Annotated in this window: 15 protein-coding genes; 9 read left to right on the plus strand and 6 right to left on the minus strand. The window is 69.7% G+C overall.

Going from position 1 to position 17950, the window contains the following annotated elements; translation table 11 throughout:
* Positions 1-31: 31 nt before the first annotated feature.
* From ABT254_RS33145 to ABT254_RS33175, 7 genes are all read left to right on the plus strand, one after another.
* The gene (locus ABT254_RS33145; RefSeq protein ID WP_351478323.1) at positions 32-874 is read left to right on the plus strand and encodes a nitrilase-related carbon-nitrogen hydrolase; all 843 of its coding nucleotides are present in this window, start codon (positions 32-34) and stop codon (positions 872-874) included.
* Positions 871-2157, plus strand: a complete 1287-nt coding sequence (locus ABT254_RS33150) for an aspartate aminotransferase family protein (protein WP_351478326.1) — start codon at positions 871-873, stop codon at positions 2155-2157. Before ABT254_RS33145 ends, ABT254_RS33150 begins: the two co-directional genes overlap by 4 nt.
* Positions 2158-2181: 24 nt before the next feature.
* On the plus strand, positions 2182-3747 hold the full coding sequence (locus ABT254_RS33155) for a PucR family transcriptional regulator (protein WP_351478328.1): 1566 nt from the start codon (positions 2182-2184) through the stop codon (positions 3745-3747).
* Positions 3748-3902: 155 nt separating this feature from the next.
* A complete protein-coding gene (locus ABT254_RS33160; protein ID WP_344397978.1) occupies positions 3903-4745 on the plus strand; it encodes a nitrilase-related carbon-nitrogen hydrolase in 843 nt (280 codons plus the stop codon).
* Between the two features lie 94 nt (positions 4746-4839).
* Positions 4840-6243 (plus strand): dihydropyrimidinase, encoded by a 1404-nt coding sequence (gene hydA, locus ABT254_RS33165; RefSeq protein ID WP_351478332.1) that lies wholly within the window; start codon positions 4840-4842, stop codon positions 6241-6243.
* 11 nt (positions 6244-6254) lie between these two features.
* The gene (locus tag ABT254_RS33170; protein ID WP_351478335.1) at positions 6255-7274 is read left to right on the plus strand and encodes a TIGR03842 family LLM class F420-dependent oxidoreductase; all 1020 of its coding nucleotides are present in this window, start codon (positions 6255-6257) and stop codon (positions 7272-7274) included.
* Positions 7275-7411: 137 nt separating this feature from the next.
* Complete coding sequence (locus ABT254_RS33175; RefSeq protein WP_351478338.1) at positions 7412-8938, plus strand: NCS1 family nucleobase:cation symporter-1; 1527 nt, start codon at positions 7412-7414, stop codon at positions 8936-8938.
* 38 nt (positions 8939-8976) lie between these two features.
* On the opposite strand, the gene ABT254_RS33180 is transcribed toward ABT254_RS33175, so the two are convergent.
* Entirely contained in the window at positions 8977-9636 is a 660-nt protein-coding gene (locus tag ABT254_RS33180) for a hypothetical protein (RefSeq protein ID WP_351478341.1), read from the minus strand.
* A gap of 182 nt (positions 9637-9818) precedes the next feature.
* Here ABT254_RS33180 and ABT254_RS33185 point away from each other — a divergent pair, with 182 nt between their 5' ends.
* Positions 9819-10586, plus strand: a complete 768-nt coding sequence (locus ABT254_RS33185; protein ID WP_351478344.1) for a response regulator — start codon at positions 9819-9821, stop codon at positions 10584-10586.
* Between the two features lie 40 nt (positions 10587-10626).
* Positions 10627-11454 (plus strand): class I SAM-dependent methyltransferase, encoded by an 828-nt coding sequence (locus ABT254_RS33190; protein ID WP_351478347.1) that lies wholly within the window; start codon positions 10627-10629, stop codon positions 11452-11454.
* A gap of 39 nt (positions 11455-11493) precedes the next feature.
* Here the strand turns inward: ABT254_RS33190 and ABT254_RS33195 are convergent, their stop codons facing one another.
* The 5 genes from ABT254_RS33195 to ABT254_RS33215 all read right to left on the minus strand — a co-directional run bounded on the left by ABT254_RS33195 (position 11494) and on the right by ABT254_RS33215 (position 17785).
* Positions 11494-12330: a carbohydrate ABC transporter permease gene (locus tag ABT254_RS33195; protein ID WP_351478350.1), complete on the minus strand. Its 837-nt coding sequence runs from the start codon at positions 12328-12330 to the stop codon at positions 11494-11496.
* 2 nt (positions 12331-12332) lie between these two features.
* The gene (locus ABT254_RS33200) at positions 12333-13322 is read right to left on the minus strand and encodes a carbohydrate ABC transporter permease (RefSeq protein WP_351478353.1); all 990 of its coding nucleotides are present in this window, start codon (positions 13320-13322) and stop codon (positions 12333-12335) included.
* A gap of 76 nt (positions 13323-13398) precedes the next feature.
* A complete protein-coding gene (locus tag ABT254_RS33205; protein WP_351478356.1) occupies positions 13399-14742 on the minus strand; it encodes an ABC transporter substrate-binding protein in 1344 nt (447 codons plus the stop codon).
* Between the two features lie 107 nt (positions 14743-14849).
* Positions 14850-16319, minus strand: coding sequence for a glycoside hydrolase family 32 protein (locus ABT254_RS33210; protein WP_351478359.1), 1470 nt, complete (start codon positions 16317-16319; stop codon positions 14850-14852).
* Between the two features lie 407 nt (positions 16320-16726).
* Positions 16727-17785: a LacI family DNA-binding transcriptional regulator gene (locus ABT254_RS33215; RefSeq protein ID WP_351478362.1), complete on the minus strand. Its 1059-nt coding sequence runs from the start codon at positions 17783-17785 to the stop codon at positions 16727-16729.
* Between the last annotated feature and the right edge of the window lie 165 nt (positions 17786-17950).

The raw sequence follows: 17950 nt of genomic DNA on the forward strand, positions 1-17950 counted from the left end.
AGGCTCTGACGACCCGCCGAAGGAGCAGCTCATGGCCAACGTCGTTCGTGCCGCTCTGGTCCAGGCCACCTGGACCGGCGACACCGAGTCCATGGTGGCGAAACACGAGGAGCACGCCCGCGAGGCGGCCCGACAGGGTGCGAAGATCATCGGGTTCCAGGAGGTCTTCAACGCTCCCTACTTCTGCCAGGTCCAGGAACCCGAGCACTACCGCTGGGCCGAGGCGGTGCCCGAGGGGCCGACCGTGAGTCGTATGCAGGAACTCGCCCGCGAAACCGGCATGGTGATCGTCGTGCCGGTCTTCGAGGTCGAGCAGTCCGGCTTCTACTACAACACCGCCGCCGTGATCGACGCCGACGGCACCTTCCTCGGCAAGTACCGCAAGCACCACATCCCGCAGGTCAAGGGCTTCTGGGAGAAGTACTACTTCAAGCCCGGCAATGTGGGGTGGCCGGTCTTCGACACCGCCGTCGGGAAGGTCGGTGTCTACATCTGCTACGACCGCCACTTCCCCGAAGGCTGGCGCCAACTCGGTCTCAACGGCGCCCAGTTGGTCTACAACCCCTCCGCCACCCACCGCGGGCTCTCCTCCTACCTCTGGCGGCTGGAGCAGCCCGCCGCGGCCGTCGCCAACGAGTACTTCGTCGCCGCGATCAACCGGGTCGGCGTCGAGGAGTACGGCGACAACGACTTCTACGGGACCTCGTACTTCGTCGACCCGCGCGGCCAGTTCGTCGGCGACACCGCGAGCGACAAGACCGAGGAGCTCCTCGTCCGCGACCTCGACTTCGACCTGATCGAGGAAGTGCGGCAGCAATGGGCGTTCTACCGTGACCGACGACCCGACGCCTACGAAGGACTGGTGCAGCCGTGACCGACCTGTACGCCCGCCACAAGTCGGTACTGCCCGACTGGCTCGCCCTCTACTACGAGGACCCGCTGGAGATCACGCACGGCGAGGGCCGGCACGTCTGGGACTCCGACGGCAACAAGTACCTCGACTTCTTCGGCGGCATCCTCACCACGATGACCGCGCACGCGCTGCCCGAGGTCACCAAGGCGGTCAGCGAGCAGGCCGGGCGGATCCTCCACTCGTCCACGCTCTACCTGAACCGGCCGATGGTCGAACTCGCCGAGCGCATCGCCCAGTTGAGCGGCATCCCGGACGCCCGCGTCTTCTTCACCACCTCCGGCACCGAGGCCAACGACACCGCCCTGCTGCTCGCCACCACCTACCGGCAGAGCAACACCGTCCTGGCGATGCGCAACAGCTACCACGGCCGCTCCTTCAGCGCGGTCGGCATCACCGGCAACCGCGGCTGGTCCCCGACCTCGCTGTCCCCGCTGCAGACGCTGTACGTCCACGGAGGCGTCCGCACCCGCGGCCCGTACGCCTCCCTCAGCGACGACGACTTCATCGCGGCCTGCGTCGACGACCTCAAGGACCTCGTCGGCCACACCCGCCCGCCCGCGGCCCTGATCGCCGAGCCCATCCAGGGCGTCGGCGGCTTCACCTCCGGGCCGGACGGCCTCTACGCGGCCTTCCGCGAGGTCCTCGCCGAGCGCGGCATCCTGTGGATCGCCGACGAGGTGCAGACCGGCTGGGGTCGTACCGGTGACAACTTCTGGGGCTGGCAGGCACACGGCCGGAGCGGCCCGCCGGACATGCTCACCTTCGCCAAGGGCATCGGCAACGGCAGCTCCATCGGCGGTGTCGTCGCCCGCGCCGAGATCATGAACTGCCTCGACTCCAACAGCATCTCCACCTTCGGCGGCACCCAGATCACCATGGCGGCAGGTCTCGCCAACCTCACCTACCTGCTGGAACACGACCTGCAGGGCAACGCCCGGCGCGTCGGCGGGCTGCTCATCGAGCGGCTGCGGGCCGTCGCCGCCCAGGTCCCGCACGTACGGGAGGTGCGCGGCCGCGGCCTGATGCTCGGCGTCGAGCTGGTGAAGCCGGGGACCGACGAGGCCGACCCGGACGCCGCGTCCGCCGTCCTCGAAGCGACCCGCGCGGACGGGCTGCTCATCGGCAAGGGCGGCGGCCACAACACCAGCGCCCTGCGCATCGCCCCGCCCCTGTCCCTGACGGTCGCGGAGGCCGAGGAGGGCGCCGCGATCCTCGAACGCGCTCTGAGGAGCCTTACGCAGTAGTGCACCGAGCAAGGGGCGACCGCCATGACCACCACCTTCGGGACCTTCGAACCGGCTCTGTCGGTGCGCCAGGTGCTGGCCCTGGAAAGGGTCCTCGCCGGTGAGCCCGAGGTGGTGGCGGGCGCCGCCCAGCTCGACCGTCCGGTGCGCTGGGTGCATGTCGCCGAGGCGCCCGACGTGGGCGTCATGCTCAGCGGCGGCGAGATGGTGCTCACCACGGGGGTGCTGCTGGCCGGCGACGAGGAGAAGCAGGCGGAGTACATCCAGTCCCTGCACCGCGCGGAGGCCGCGGCCGTCGTGCTCGGCCTGGGGCGGGCCTTCCCCTCCCCGCCGGACGTGATGCGCCGGGCCGCCGAGCGGTGCGGGCTGCCGATGATCGTTCTGCACCGGCCCTTCCCGTTCGCGGAGCTGACGGAGGAGGTCCAGGCCCGGCTGGTGCGGCGGAAGTTCGCCGCCGTGAGTCTCTCGGAGTCCGTCCGCACGGCGCTCACCGGGCTCATCACCGCGGGGGCCCCGCTGCAACGGCTCCTCGACGAGATCGCCCAGCACAGCGCCTGCCCGGTCGTCGTCACCAACCTCGCCCACCGTGTCCTCGCCACCGCGGGGGAGCGGCCGGCGGTGGACGACGTGCTGCGCGACTGGGAGCGCATCTCCCGGCAGGCCGGCGGCAGCGAGGGCGACGGCTGGATCCGCGCCGAACTCGGCGGGCGCGGCGAACGCTGGGGACAGATCATGCTGTGCGGCTACCGAGGCGACACCGCCACCGGACGCCTGCTCGCCGACCGGGCCGCCGAGTCACTCGTCCTGCACCGCATGCTCGGCGGCAACTCGGCCCACACCTGGGAGGAGCAGTCCGCGCAGAGCCTGCTCACCGACCTGGTCAGCGGGGTCGTACCGGCGAGGCAACTGCTGCCACGCGCGCGTGCCGCAGGGCTGCCGGTCAACCGGCGCACCTTCGTGCCACTGGTCGTGCGGGACGGCGAACCGACCCAACTCGACCGAGTCCTAAGGATGTTGGGGCTGCCCGGTCTCGTCGCCGAGCTGGCCGACGCGGCCACCGCGGTCCTGCTCAGCCTCGCCCGCGACCAGGACGCCGAGGCGCTCACCGTGCACTTCGCGGCAAGGCTGCGTACGGAATCGGGATCCACGAAGGCCGTGGTGGCAGCCGCCGACCCGCGCACCGCCTGGGACGACGTGCCCGCCGGACTGCGCGAGGCCCAGCATGTCGCCGACGCCGTCGCGGACTCCTCGGCCGCCCTCGACCTCCCGGCCGTCGTACGCCTCAGGGACGTACACCTGCGAGGGCTGATCCGGCTGCTGCGGGACGATCCGCACGTGCAGTCGTTCGCGGAACGGGAGCTGGACGGGCTGCTGTGCTCGGCCGACGACGACCTGCTGTCCGTGCTGCGCACCTATCTCGCCACCGGCCGCAACAAGTCCCGTACCGCCCAGCTCCACCATGTCTCCCGGCCCGCCCTGTACCGCCGGCTGGAGGCCATACAGGGCCGTCTCGGGGTGGACCTCGACGACTTCGAGCAGGCCGCCTCGGTGCACATCGCGCTTCTCGCGCACGACGCGCAACAGGGCTGAAACATGCCACGACCTGGGAAAACGGCGGTGAAACATGGGCTTGGAAGAGGGTGACACCGTGGCACGCGCGAGGCCCGCAGACGTGACAGCGTGCAACTCAAAGCCGGTTTTCGGACTTCCTAGTCTTCTCGCACACCGAGCGACCGGAGGTCCCGATGAGCAGAGTGATTCGTGCCGCCCTCTTCCAGACCGCGTGGACGGGCGACAAGGAGTCGATGATCCAGGTACACGAGCAGGCGGCCCGGGACGCGGCCGCGCAGGGTGCTCAGGTCCTGTGCTTCCAGGAGCTGTTCTACGGGCCCTACTTCTGCCAGGTCCAGGACAAGGCGTTCTACGAGTACGCGGAGGCGATCCCGGACGGCCCGATCGTCAAGCGCTTCCAGGCGCTCGCCAAGGAACTGGGCATCGTCCTGATCCTGCCGATGTACGAGGAGGAGCAGCCCGGCGTCCTCTACAACACGGCCGCGGTGATCGACGCGGACGGCTCGTACCTCGGCAAGTACCGCAAGCACCACATCCCTCAAGTCCCGGGATTCTGGGAGAAGTTCTACTTCCGCCCCGGCAACCTCGGCTGGCCCGTCTTCGACACCAAGGTCGGGAAGATCGGCGTCTACATCTGCTACGACCGCCACTTCCCGGAGGGCTGGCGGGCGTTGGGCCTCGCGGGCGCCGAGATCGTCTTCAACCCGTCGGCCACCTCGCGCGGCCTGTCCGCCTACCTCTGGCAGCTGGAGCAGCCGGCGGCGGCCGTCGCCAACGAGTACTTCGTCGGCGCGATCAACCGGGTCGGTGTCGAGGAGCTGGGCGACAACGACTTCTACGGGACGACGTACTTCGTCGACCCGGAGGCCCAGTTCGTGGGAGAGGTGGCGAGCGACAAGGAGACCGAGCTCGTCGTGCGCGACCTGGACCTGGCCAAGCTCCGCGAGGTCCGCGACCGCTGGCAGTTCTTCCGCGACCGCCGTCCCGACGCGTACGCACCGCTGACCGCCCCCTGACCGACGCCGTGAGCCTCCGCGGGCCCGGTGTACGGGGATCGGGCCTGCGGGGCACAGGGGGATTTCAGCACCGTCCGTCATAAGGAGAGGGAGAATGAGCAGCCGTACCGTCATCCGTGGTGGCCTCGTCATCACGGCGTCCGACGAACTCCATGCCGACGTCCTGATCGAGGACGGCCGCATCGCCGCCCTCGCCGCGTCCGGCACCCCCGCCGCGGAGGCCTGGACGGCCGAGCGGACCATAGACGCCACCGGCAAGTACGTCATCCCGGGCGGCGTCGACGCCCATACCCACATGGAGCTGCCGTTCGGCGGCACCTTCGCCTCCGACACCTTCGAGACCGGCACCCGGGCGGCCGCCTGGGGCGGTACGACCACGATCGTCGACTTCGCCGTGCAGAGCGTCGGCCACTCCCTGCGTGAGGGCCTCGACGCCTGGCACGCCAAGGCGGAGGGCAACTGCGCGATCGACTACGGCTTCCACATGATCGTCTCCGATGTGAACCAGGAGACGCTCAAGGAGATGGACCTCCTCGTCGAGGAAGGCGTCACCTCCTTCAAGCAGTTCATGGCCTACCCCGGCGTCTTCTACTCCGACGACGGCCAGATCCTGCGCGCCATGCAGCGCTCCGCCGAGAACGGCGGCCTGATCATGATGCACGCCGAGAACGGCATCGCGATCGACGTGCTGGTCGAGCAGGCGCTGGCCCGCGGTGAGACCGACCCCCGCTACCACGGCGAGGTCCGCAAGGCGCTGCTGGAGGCCGAGGCCACCCATCGCGCCATCAAGCTCGCCCAGGTCGCGGGTGCCCCGCTCTACGTGGTGCACGTCTCGGCCATGGAGGCAGTGGCCGAGCTGGCACGCGCGCGTGACGAGGGACTCCCGGTCTTCGGCGAGACCTGTCCGCAGTACCTGTTCCTGTCCACCGACAACCTCGCCGAGCCGGACTTCGAGGGTTCGAAGTACGTGTGCAGTACGCCGCTCCGCCCCAAGGACCACCAGGCCAAGCTGTGGCAGGGCCTGCGGACCAACGACCTCCAGGTGGTCTCCACCGACCACTGCCCCTTCTGCTTCGTGGGCCAGAAGGAGCTCGGCCGGGGCGACTTCTCCAAGATCCCCAACGGTCTCCCCGGCGTCGAGAACCGCATGGACCTGCTCCACCAGGCCGTCGTCGAGGGCCATATCTCCCGCCGCCGCTGGATCGAGATCGCCTGCGCCACCCCGGCCCGCATGTTCGGCATGTACCCGAAGAAGGGCACGATCGCGCCCGGCGCCGACGCCGACGTCGTCATCTACGACCCGAACGCCGAGCAGGTCATGTCCGTAGAGACGCACCACATGAACGTCGACTACTCGGCCTACGAGGGCAAGCACACCACCGGCCGGGTCGAGACGGTCCTCTCGCGCGGCGAAGTCGTCATCAACGAGCGGGAGTACACCGGACACGCCGGGCACGGCGTCTACACCCCGCGCTCCACCTGTCAGTACCTCAACTAGGAGTGGCGCCCATGGACTTCGGACTCGTCCTGCAGACCGACCCGCCGGCCTCCAAGGTCGTCAGCCTGATGAAGCGTGCCGAGCGCAACGGCTTCACCTACGGCTGGACCTTCGACTCCGCCGTGCTGTGGCAGGAACCGTTCGTGATCTACAGTCAGATCCTGTCGAACACCACGAAGTTGAAGGTCGGCCCGATGGTCACCAACCCGGGCACCCGCACCTGGGAGGTCACCGCCTCCACCTTCGCCACCCTCAACGACATGTTCGGCAACCGCACCGTCTGCGGCATCGGCCGCGGCGACTCCGCGATGCGTGTCGCGGGCCGCACCCCGAACACCCTCGCCCGGATCAGCGAGGCCATGAAGGTGATCAGGGCGCTCGGCTCCGGCAAGGAGGCCGACCTCGGCGGTACGGTCATCAAGTTCCCCTGGATCAAGGAGGACGCCGAACTCCCCGTCTGGATGGCAGCGTACGGCCCCAAGGCGCTGAAGATGACCGGCGAGGAGGCCGACGGGTTCATCCTTCAGCTCGCCGACCTCTATCTCACCGAGTACATGGTGAAGGCGGTCAAGGACGCGGCGGTCGCGGCGGGCCGGGACCCCGGGGACGTCAAGATCTGCGTCGCCGCCCCCGCATACGTCACCGAGGACGACTCGCCGGAGGCGCTCGCCCACGCACGCGACCAGTGCCGCTGGTTCGGCGGCATGGTCGGCAACCACGTCGCCGACCTCGTCTCCAAGTACGGCGAGCACTCCGCCCAGGTCCCCGACGAGCTCACCGACTACATCAAGGCCCGCGAGGGATACGACTACTCCCACCACGGGCGCGCCGACAACCCCGACACCGCCTTCGTGCCCGACGAGATCGTCGACCGGTTCTGCATCATCGGACCGGTCGAGAAGCACATCGAGAAGCTGAACGCGCTGCGCGAGCTGGGCGTCGACCAGTTCGCCGTCTACGACATGCACGACGCGCAGGAGAGCACGATCGACGCGTACGGCGCCCAGGTCATCCCGGCAGTCAACGCCTGACGCGCACAAGACCCTCATAGCAACCGCTCAACTCCCCATCCCCCCACTCCAGTTCTCCCCTCCCCGGCCGTCCCCGGGGAGGGGACCGGAGACCCGCACGGCCTTTCCGGACCCACCCTTCATTGATTGGCCTGCCCATGACCGACACCGCTCCCACGGCCATACCGCCGACAGCCCAAGTCACCCTCGCCGACGGGCGGGTGGAGATCGCCCCCGGGTCCCCGCAGCCCAGCGGCCCGTACGCCAACGAGGACCTGCTCCCGGTCCCGGTCGAGAAGCGCACCTGGACCACGTACAACTTCTCCGCCCTGTGGGTCGGCATGGCCCACAACACGGCCTCCTGGACCCTGGCCTCCGGTCTGATCGCCGTCGGCATGGACTGGAAGCAGGCGGTGCTCACCATCGCCCTGGCCAATGTGATCGTGCTGATCCCGATGCTGCTCACCGGGCACGCGGGGCCGAAGTACGGCATTCCCTTCCCGGTCTTCGCGCGCGCCTCCTTCGGCATCCGCGGCGCCAACCTCCCGGCCGTCGTACGGGCGCTGGTGGCGTGCGGCTGGTTCGGCATCCAGACCTGGATCGGCGGTGAGGCGATCTACTTCCTCGCCGGCAAGCTGATCGGCAACGGCTGGTCCGACGCCGGGAAGGTCGGCGGCTACGCCTGGACGATGTGGCTGTCGTTCGCCATCTTCTGGGTCATCCAGGTCGCCATCATCTACCGGGGCATGGAGACGATCCGCCGCTTCGAGAACTGGGCGGCGCCCTTCGTCATCGTCGGCGCGCTGGTGATGCTGATCTGGATGAGCAACAAGGCCGGAGGCTTCGGCCCGCTGCTCGACCAGCCGTCCAAGCTGGGCTGGGGCGGCGGCTTCTGGAAGTTGTTCTGGCCGTCCCTGATGGGCATGATCGGCTTCTGGTCCACGCTGTCGCTGAACATCCCGGACTTCACCCGCTACGGCAAGTCGCAGAAGGCGCAGACCTGGGGCCAGGCCCTCGGCCTGCCCACCACCATGACGCTCTTCGCGCTGCTGTCCGTGCTGGTCACCTCCGGTTCGCAGGCCGTGTACGGGCAGACGGTCTGGGACCCGGTACAGCTCGCCGCCAAGACGGACAACGTCTTCGGCCTGCTGTACGCACTGGTGACCGTGCTGGTGGCGACCCTGTCCGTGAACATCGCGGCCAACCTGGTCTCGCCGGCCTTCGACTTCTCCAACATCGCGCCACGGAAGGTCAGTTTCCGGGCCGGTGCGCTCGCCACCTGCGTCATCGGCGTGCTGATCTTCCCGTGGAAGCTGTACTCCGACCCGCAGGGCTACATCTTCACCTGGCTCGGCCTGGTCGGCGGACTGCTCGGCACCGTCGCCGGCATCCTCATCGCCGACTACTGGATCCTGCGCCGCGGCAAGCTGGACCTGGTCGACCTGTACCGCGCGGGCGGCCGCTACTGGTACGAGGGTGGCTGGAACTGGCGGGCCGTCGTCGCCTTCGTGGCGGGCGGTGTCCTCGCGATCGGCGGCGCCAGCTTCAAGCCGCTGATCGACGGGCGGCCCATTCCGGCGCTGGAGCCGCTCGCCGACTACGGCTGGGCGGTCGGCCTCGGCACCTCGATGGTCCTGTACGTGGTGCTGATGCTGCTGCGCGGAAGGGACCGCCTCGAGGCCTGAGCCTGTGCTCTGCCTGCGTCTTCGGAGGGCAGCCGGTCCTACTGGCTGCCCTTCAGCGCGGTCACGGCGTCCCTCGACGCCTTGATCGCACCCTTGTTGATCTCGTCCGTGCTGGGCGCCTTCTTCGTCTCGAAGTCGCTGCCGTTGTACGTGACGACCACCAGCACATTGGAGACCTGGGCGAACACCACGCCCTCGCGGGTCTGCTGCTTGTCCTCGGTGGTGAGGTTGACGATGGAGTAGGCCTGGTCACCGAGTCCGGGAACCGCCCCTCCGCCACTCTTCTCTGCAATTCGTTGCTTGTACGTGGTCTGTGCCGCTTCGTCCGACTTCATCACCTCGAAGGAGACGTCGAGCCACCGGTAGTCATAGCCCTTCAGGGCGTTCCAGGAGCAGGTGCGGCGCAGTTTCGCGTCCGTCGACTGGATTTCCTTGCCCGCCGTCTTGGCCCCCGGCACGAGCGACTTGAGCGTCTTCACGGCCACGCTGCCGCAGGGTGCCGGGGCGGCGGCGTACGTCTTGGTCTGCGCGGTCGTGGAGGGGGCGGAGGCCGACTGGTTGCCGGTCTTCGGTGCGTCCTTGTGCTCTGCGGTCGGCGTCGCCGCGGGGCCGGACGTCAGCGCCCAGCCCGCCGCGGCCAGCACGACGACCGGGGACAGACGCGCGGTCAGGGCGAGCGGCAGAGGAAAATCGCGCACGGCACACTTTTCGGTGGGGGACGGTGTGCGGAGGGGGTCCGCACTGCGGACGGGGCGCCAGTCTCACATGAGTCCCTGTGAGACGGAAGTGTCAACTCGCTCCGTGGCCGCGCGGTTACTGTTCAGTCACCATCGGTCGGCATGCGGCGCAGCCGGCGGGCGGTGACGAGCCGGATGCCGTCATGCCGCTCCACCTCGACGTCTTCCCAGTCGTCCAGCGCTGCCAGGATGCGGTCGGGACCCGAGCGGGGACGGGGGCACACCAGGACCAGCCGACCGCCCGGCATCAGCGCCCGCGCCAGATTGCGGAAGGCCGCCGCAGGGTTCGCGCAGGACAGCGGGCGCTGCTGGAGGCCGAGGACGGCCTCGAGGTGGTCGGCGAGGCGGCGGACGGGGAACAGGGCCTGGCGCTGGTGCGCGCGCAGGTGCCGGACGTCGCGCTGATCGACGTACAGATGCCGGTGATGACGGGCATCGAGGCGACCCGGCGGATCGCCGCCGACCCCGCCCTGTCGGCCGGACGTGTCGTGATCCTCACCAACTACGGTCTCGACGAGTACGTCTTCGAGGCCCTGCGGGCGGGCGCCAGCGGCTTCCTGCTCAAGGACACCGAGCCCGCGGACCTCCTCCAGGCCATCGAGGTCGTGGCCCACGGCGAGGCCCTGCTCTCCCCGTCGGTCACCCGCACCCTGATCGGCGAGTTCGTCTCCCGCCCACCGGACCGTTCGACGGCCCCCGGCCTGGACTGCCTCACCCGCCGCGAACGCGAGGTGACGGCCCTGGCGGCGCGGGGCCTGTCGAACGAGGAGATCGCCGCCCACATGGTCATCAGCCCCCTCACGGCGAAGACCCACATCAGCCGTGCGATGACGAAACTGGGCGCACGGGACCGGGCCCAGTTGGTGGTGTTCGCGTACGAGTCGGGGCTGGTGGCGCCGCGGCGCGCTTAACCCGTTGCGCGCCGCGTGCGCAGATCAGCAACCTTGAGTGATGACGGAGACGACACGCGCGCAGGGCACGGCCGTCCACGAGGAGATCCTCGCCTACTACGCCCGGGGCAAGGAGGACGCCCGCCTCAGACAGGGCGGCGCGCCCGCCGGGCGGCTGGAGTTCTGGCGCACCCAGGACGTGCTGCGGCGGGTACTGCCCGCGGCCCCCGCACGGATCCTGGACGTCGGCGGAGGCAGCGGCGTGCACGCGCAGTGGCTGGCGCAGGACGGGTACGAGGTCGACCTCGTCGATCCCGTACCGCTGCATGTCGAGCAGGCCGGTCGGTTGCCCGGAGTGAGCGCGAGGTACGGGGACGCCCGGTCCCTGACGGACGACGACGCCTCGTACGACGCTGTGCTGCTGCTCGGCCCGCTGTACCACCTGCCGGAACGGGCGGACCGGGTAAAGGCGTTGGCCGAGGCACGGCGGGTGGTGCGGCCGGGCGGGCCCGTGGTGGCGGCCACCATCAACCGCTACGCGGGGCTGCACGACCTGCTCCGGGAGGAGCGCTACTTCGATCCGGCACAGCGGGCACGCACCGACGCGGCGAGCAGCGACGGCCGGCACGGCGGCGACGGCGGTCTGTTCACCGTGGCCTACTTCGCCCAGCCGGCGGAGGTGCCTGGCGAGTTCACCGAAGCCGGCCTCGTCCCTCAGGGGCAGTACGGCCTGGAGGGCCTCGCCTGGCTGATGGGCGGCGTGGAGGACTGGCTGGACGACCCGGAGCGGCGCGAGGCTGTGCTGGCGGCGACCCGTCGCATCGAGGCGGAGCCGACGCTTCTCGGTGCGAGCGGACACCTGCTCACGGTGGGCAGACGGGAGCCGTGAGCAGGGATCCCGATGTCGCTACGCCGCCGACCCGGCAACTCAGCCCTTGACGGCGGAGCTTGCCACGCCCTGCACGAACCAGCGCTGGAAGAACGCGAAGACGATCAGGACGGGCAGGACGAGGAGGACGCCGAAGGCGAGGACCTGGCCCCAGTCGACGGGCATCTGGCCCTGGAAGACGCTCATCTCCAGCGGCAGCGGGCGCACCGACGGGTCGGAGATCATCAGGACCGGCCACAGGAAGGCTCCCCACTGGGTGAGGAAGGTCAGGATCGCGACCGAGGCGAACACCGGCTTCGACATCGGGACGACGATCGCGAAGAAGGTGCGCCAGGGCCCGGCGCCGTCGATACGGGCGGCCTCCTCGATGCTGGGCGGGATCGCGCGGAAGAACGTGGCGAACTGGTAGATCGAGAAGGCGTTCGCGATGAAGGGGACGGCCTGGATGTAGATGGTGTTGCGCTGCTCGTTGAACATGTAGAACAGCGGCACGGCGACCGCTTCGAACGGCACCAGCATCAGCAGCAGCACAAGGGTGAAGACGGCACGCTGGCCGCGCCAGCGCAGTCGGGTGAGGCCGTACGCGGCTATGGAGTTGACGATCAGGTTGCCGAGCACCACGACCGTGGCCACCAGCAGCGAGATGCCCATGAAGCGCCAGAAGTAGCCGGTGGCGTCGGAGTCGAAGCTGCCCAGGACGGCACGGTAGTTGTCGAAGGACAGATGGGTGGGCAGGAAGCCGGTCAGCCCGTTCAGGACCTGGTCGGACGGCTTGAAGCTGCCGAGGACCAGGTAGAGGACCGGCAGGACGAAGACGAACGCCAGGACGCTGAGGACGGCGTGGTCGAAGAAGCGGCGCAGGGGTGTGCTGGTCATGATCAGTCCTCGTTGCCGGGGCGGACGACGCGGCGCTGGATGAGGGTCAGGACGACGACGATCAGGAAGAACACGACGGTGATCGCGGACGCCTGGCCGATGTTGTTCTGGTCGAAGGCGGTGGTGACGGCCTGGTACATCACGGTGCGGGTGGCGTCCTCGTCGAGTCCGCCGCCGTGGACGAGGACGTAGACCTGGTCGAAGACGCGGAAGGACAGCACCGAGGTGAGCATGGCGACGAAGACGAGGGTGCCGCGGATGCCGGGCAGGGTGACGTTGCGGAACTGCTGCCAGCGCGAGGCGCGGTCGAGCTGGGCGGCCTCGTAGAGCTCGCCCGGGATCTGCTGGAGGCCGGCGAGCAGGATGACCATCTGGAAGCCGACGCCCTGCCACACGGACAGCACGATGATCGAGGCCATCGCGGTGAGGCCGTCGCCGAGCCAGTCGAAGGCGCCCCAGTTGCCGAAACTCACCGCGTGCAACGCGGAGTTGAGCAGGCCGTCGCCGCTGCGGGCGAGGATGAGCCGCCAGATGACCGCGACGAGCGCCATGGGGAAGACGACCGGCAGGAAGAACAGCGAACGGAAGACGCCGATCGCCTTCAGCTTCCGGTTGAGCAGGATCGCCAACCCCAGCGCCAGCCCCGTCTGCAGGGGTACGACGACTGCGGCGAAGGTCAGGTTGTTCAGCAGGGCCCGCAGGAACGGGCCGGACATGTCGGGGTCGGTGAAGATGCGCCGGTACTGCTCGATGCCGAAGAAGCGCGGCGGGAGCGGGGAGCCGAGCCGCACGTTGTAGAAGGACAGGACGACGGCGTACACGAACGGCACGGCGACGAAGGCGATCAGTCCGCCGAGCGCGGGTGCGGACATCAGCAGTCCGTGCACCCGGTCGCGGTTCGCGCGGCGAGGCCGTACGGACTCGGGGGACGGCGGTGGAGGGCTCGGCTTTTGCCGGTCGGGTGCGGCGGGTGCGGGGTTCACGGTGGTCACAGTGGGTGTCCTCTTCCGGGCCGGGAGGGACGGGCGCTGTCGGAGTGGGTCCGTCCCTCCCGGCTGCTGGATGCCGCTACTGCAGCTTGTAGCCGTCGTTGTCCGAGAAGTCCTGGTCGATGGCGCGGGCGGCCTTGTCGAGGGCGGACTTCGGGTCGGCGCCGCCGTAGACGTCGCTCAGCGCCTGGCTGAACTTGGCGGTGACCGTGGGGTATCCGGCGGTGACCGGGCGGGTCACGGCGACGCAGGACTTGTCGATGTTCGTGTCACCACAGGCCTTGGCGAGCTGGTCGGCGAAGAGCTGCAGCGGGCCGCCCTGCTTGTACAGGCTGCTCTTGGCGAGCGCGCTCTTCGTGCCGGGAGGGGCACCGTTGGCCGTGGTCATCGCGGTGACGTTGGTGTCGTTCAGCAGGGAGTCGAGGAAGGCGCCGGCGGCCTTGCCGTTCTTGGTGTCGGCGCCGATGCCCCACGCCCAGGAACCCTGGCCGGTCTTGGGGCCGTTGCCGAAGTCGGGCAGCGGCAGCACGACCAGGTCCTTGCCGAGCGCCTTGCCGTAGGCGGGGTACATCCAGTGGCCGACCCAGCTGAGGGCGACGCGGCCCTTGGCGAAGGCGTTGCCGTCGGTGTTGGGGTCGACGTACTTCTTCCAGGACTGGAAGGTCTTCAGCGCCGAGACCACGGCCGGGGTGTCCACGGCGCCTTCGGCCTTGCCGTTCTTCAGCAGGGAGCCGCCCGCCGACCACACGACCGGGGCGAAGCCGTAGGTGCCCCACTCGTTGGCGAGGCCGTTGCTCTCCTGGAGGTCCAGGCTCTTGCCGTCGGAGTCCTTGGCGGCCAGCTTCTTCACGGCGGCGGTGAACTCGGCCGCGGTCCAGTCGTCGGACAGACCGGTGGGGTACTTGACGCCGGCCGCGTCCAGCAGCTTCTTGTTGCCGTAGATGCCGAGCCCGGAGTCGTACATGCCGAGCCCGTACTGCTTGCCCTCGAACCGGCCCTCCGCCTTGATCGCCGGGGTGGCGTTGGCGAGCGTCCTGGCGGAGACGTAACTGTCGATCGCGGTGAGCTTCTTGTTGTAGACGAAGTTCGCCATGGTCGGACCGTCGAACTCCATCACGTCCGGCAGCTTGGACGCCTCGGTGGCGGTGATGGTCTTGGTGTAGTCGTTGTCGGGGATCAGCGTCAGCTTGACCTTGACCTTCTTCTGCGAGGAGTTGAAGGTCTTCACCGCGCTCTGCAGGGCGGCCGCCTCACTCGCCTGTCCCTGGTGGGCCCAGACGGTGATGGTGCCCGTGCCGCTGCCCTGCTCGGCGGAGGTGCCGGTGCCGCTGCCCCCGCCGCAGGCGGCGAGCGCGGCCAGGGGAAGGGCGAGGGCCAGGGCCGTAGAGGTCGTCCGGCGGACTCTTGTGGTGCCGGCGTTCATCGTGGGTGCCTCCGGTGTGTGGTGCGGGCGAGGGTGAGCGGTGCTTCGGTGCATGGGGGGATTCGGGATCGGCACGCGCCGGTACGGCGACATGGGCGATGACTCCGTCATGTGGGCTGCCCCTGCGGCAGTTCGGGACCGGCGCTCGGCTCCTTGACCACGAGGGGCAAGAGCTCCCAGGCGTCGACCGCGTGGCGCAGGTGCGCGCCCGGCGCGGTGTGGGCCTCGAGCCGCCAAGGGCCGTCCCCGGTCGGGTAGAAGCGCAGGGAGAGCACCTGGCCGGTGGTGGTCAGGAAGACTTCGACGAGGGAGTGGTCGACGATCAGGCGCAGCTCGACCGGCTGCCCGGCGGGGCAGGGCATCCGATAGGAGCCGCCGTACGCGCGGGGGTCCAGCGAGGCGTGGTCGCGGTCGACGACGAGCTCGCCCGCGGCGGGGTCGAGGCGGATGTCGAGGTACTCGTCGGGTCCGGTGATCAGCCGCAGGCTCGCCGCGCCGGTCGTCTCCAGACGGGCCGTCAGGTCGAAGGCACGGCCCGCACTGCCCAGTGCGACGGGCTGCGGGCCGTGCGCCACGCCTTCCGTGTGGAACGCCAACTCACCGCGCAGAGAGAAGAGTTCAGCGGCGGGCTGCTGGTGCAGCGTGCCGTCGGCGGCGACCGAGATCTCGCGCGGGATCGTCAGTACGCCGGCCCATCCGTCCTCGACCGCCCAGTCCCCCTCGCGGGCCTCCGGGGACCAGCCCCACAGCAGCCATCGGTCGCCCGGTGCGCGCAGCAGGGCGGGGGCGTAGCAGTCCGGGCCGTGGTCCACGAAGGCGGGCGCGCCGGCCTCGAACGTGTTGCCGTGATCCTCGCCGACCAGGGCCGCGACGCAGCGTGCGCCGTCGTGGTGGTTCCAGGCGCTGAAGATCAGGGCACCGGGCCGTCCGGAGTGCGGTGGCAGGTACTGGGGGCATTCCCAGCCCTCGCCGGTGTGCAGGTCGGTGCCGGCCACCGGCTCCTGTGCGCGGGCGTCGAAGGGGCCGAGGTAGGTCCAGGTCTCCAGGTCGGGCGACTCGTACAGCAGGGCCGCGCCGCGGCCGTCCGCGAGGGCGGCGCCGACCAGCATCCGCCACCGCTCGCCGTCCCGCCACACATAGGGATCGCGGTACATGGTGCAGCCCTCGGGCCAGGTGGGGACGGCCAGTTGGCCCCGTCGGCCGAAGGTCCGGCCGCCGTCGCGGGAGATGGCGGTGGCGACCGGCTGGTGCTGGGGCGAGCGGTCCCAGCGGTTCGCGGAGTAGAAGGCGACCAGCCGGTCGCCGTCGGAGACCGCGTTGCCGGAGAAGCAGCCGTCGGCGTCCACGCCGCCCGGGGTCGGGGACAGGGCGATCGGCAGCTGTTCCCAGCTCAGCAGGTCGGGGCTGCGGAAGTGCGCCCAGTGCATGTTCGCGTGCGTCGCGCCGGAGGGGTTGTACTGGTGGAAGACGTGGTAGTGGCCGTCGTGGAAGACCAGTCCGTTGGGGTCGTTGATCCAGTTCCGGGGCGGGCGCAGATGCGCGACGGGCCGGTACGGATCGCGGGGCGCGGTGGACACACACGTGCCTTTCGGTATGGGCAGCGGAGCATGCGAGGACGGGCGGTCACCGGGCACGGCCGGCCACGATCGCCTCGGGGGACTCGATGAAGGCGCCTTTCCCCCTGCACCCGCCGGCGGCCCTCGCGGCATGGCGAGGGAAGCCGGGTCCGGCGCGCTGCCGGCGGCGAGATGAGGGAAGGCTGTCTGAAGCGCCGACGGCTCGTCGGCGGGAGATGCGCGGCTCAGTACTCCGCGGCGCTGTCGGACGTCAGGCGGGAATGCCGCCTCGACCGCTCATTGAAAAACCGCTCATTGAAAAGCTCGGGGGACATATGTGTACCCTCACTGTGTTCCACGTACTGGCAGGACCGACGACCGGTTGCGACGGTCGCCTGTCACGGTGCGATTGCTTCGCCGTCCCGGGGTCAGAGTCGGGGCGGCGAAGTGACCGATGCCCGCGCCACCAGCGGGCAAGGCAGCAATTCCTGGGGGTCCGGGCCCGGTGGCCGGCCCGGAGTCTTGGTGAGCGCGAGCAACTGGGCCACGGCCCGTGCCCCCATCTCGTAGTGCGGGAGCTGAACCGTGCTCAGCTGCGGGTGCACCGACTCGCAGACGAGTTCCTGGTTGTCGAACCCGATGACCGACAGATCGCCGGGGATGGACAGCCCCAGCTCGGCCGCGGCCCGGTAGGCACCGGCGGCCATCCGGTCGTTGAAGCAGAACAACGCCGTGGGGCGCTGCTCGGCCGTCAGCAGCCGGCGCGCGGCCCGGTAGCCCGCGTCCACGTCACCGCCGACCGTGTTGAACGGCACCGCCGTCTCCGCGGCGACCAATGACGGGTCGTAGGCGACACCGGCCTCGGCCAGCGCCCTGCGGTAGCCCTCCAACCGGCCCTGCCGCGCGGGCAGATCCACGGTCTGCACGGTCACACCGATCCGGCGGTGACCGTGGTCGAGCAGCTCGCGCACCGCCGCGTAACCGCCCTGGACCTCGTCGGGCACCACGGACGGGACGGCGGGGTCGGCCGAGCACGCGTCGAGCAGCACGGTGGGCGTCGAGCGCAGTGCCTCCGGCAGTTCCACGATGCGGTGGTACATGGCCGCGTACACGACGCCGTCCACCTGCCGCTGGAGCAGCATCTCGATGCTGGTGCGCTCCAGTTCGGCATCGCCGCTCGTGTTGACCAGCAGCAGCACCAGGCCCTCGGCCGCGGCGGCCTCCTGGGCACCCAGGATCATGCGGCCCGCGTGCGGGGTGGTGGCGATCTGGTCGCTGACGAAGCCGATGGTCTGCGACCGCTGTGTCCGCAGCCCGCGGGCCAGTCCGTTGGGCGCGTACCCGAGTTCGTCGGCGGCCTTCCAGACGCGCCGGCGCGTCTCCTCGCTGATCCGCTTGCCCTCGACCCGGTTCAGGACGTGCGACACGGTCGCGGTCGACACACCTGCCGCCGCGGCCACGTCCTTGATCCCGATCCGGCGCGCCATTGCCCCCGCCCAAAGTGGTTGATTCCGGGTTGCCTAATCGTTTAGCCAACCGTGTGGACATGAGAGTGCCCCCGCCGGAAGCCACTGTCAATGGCTCGTTACGAACTCGTGGCCACGACATGTACCGGAGGGCGGCGGGGCGAGCGGCCGGGTCGACGGGCGTCG

This window comes from Streptomyces sp. NPDC001137 (genome assembly GCF_040298885.1).
Classification (GTDB): Bacteria; Actinomycetota; Actinomycetes; order Streptomycetales; family Streptomycetaceae; genus Streptomyces.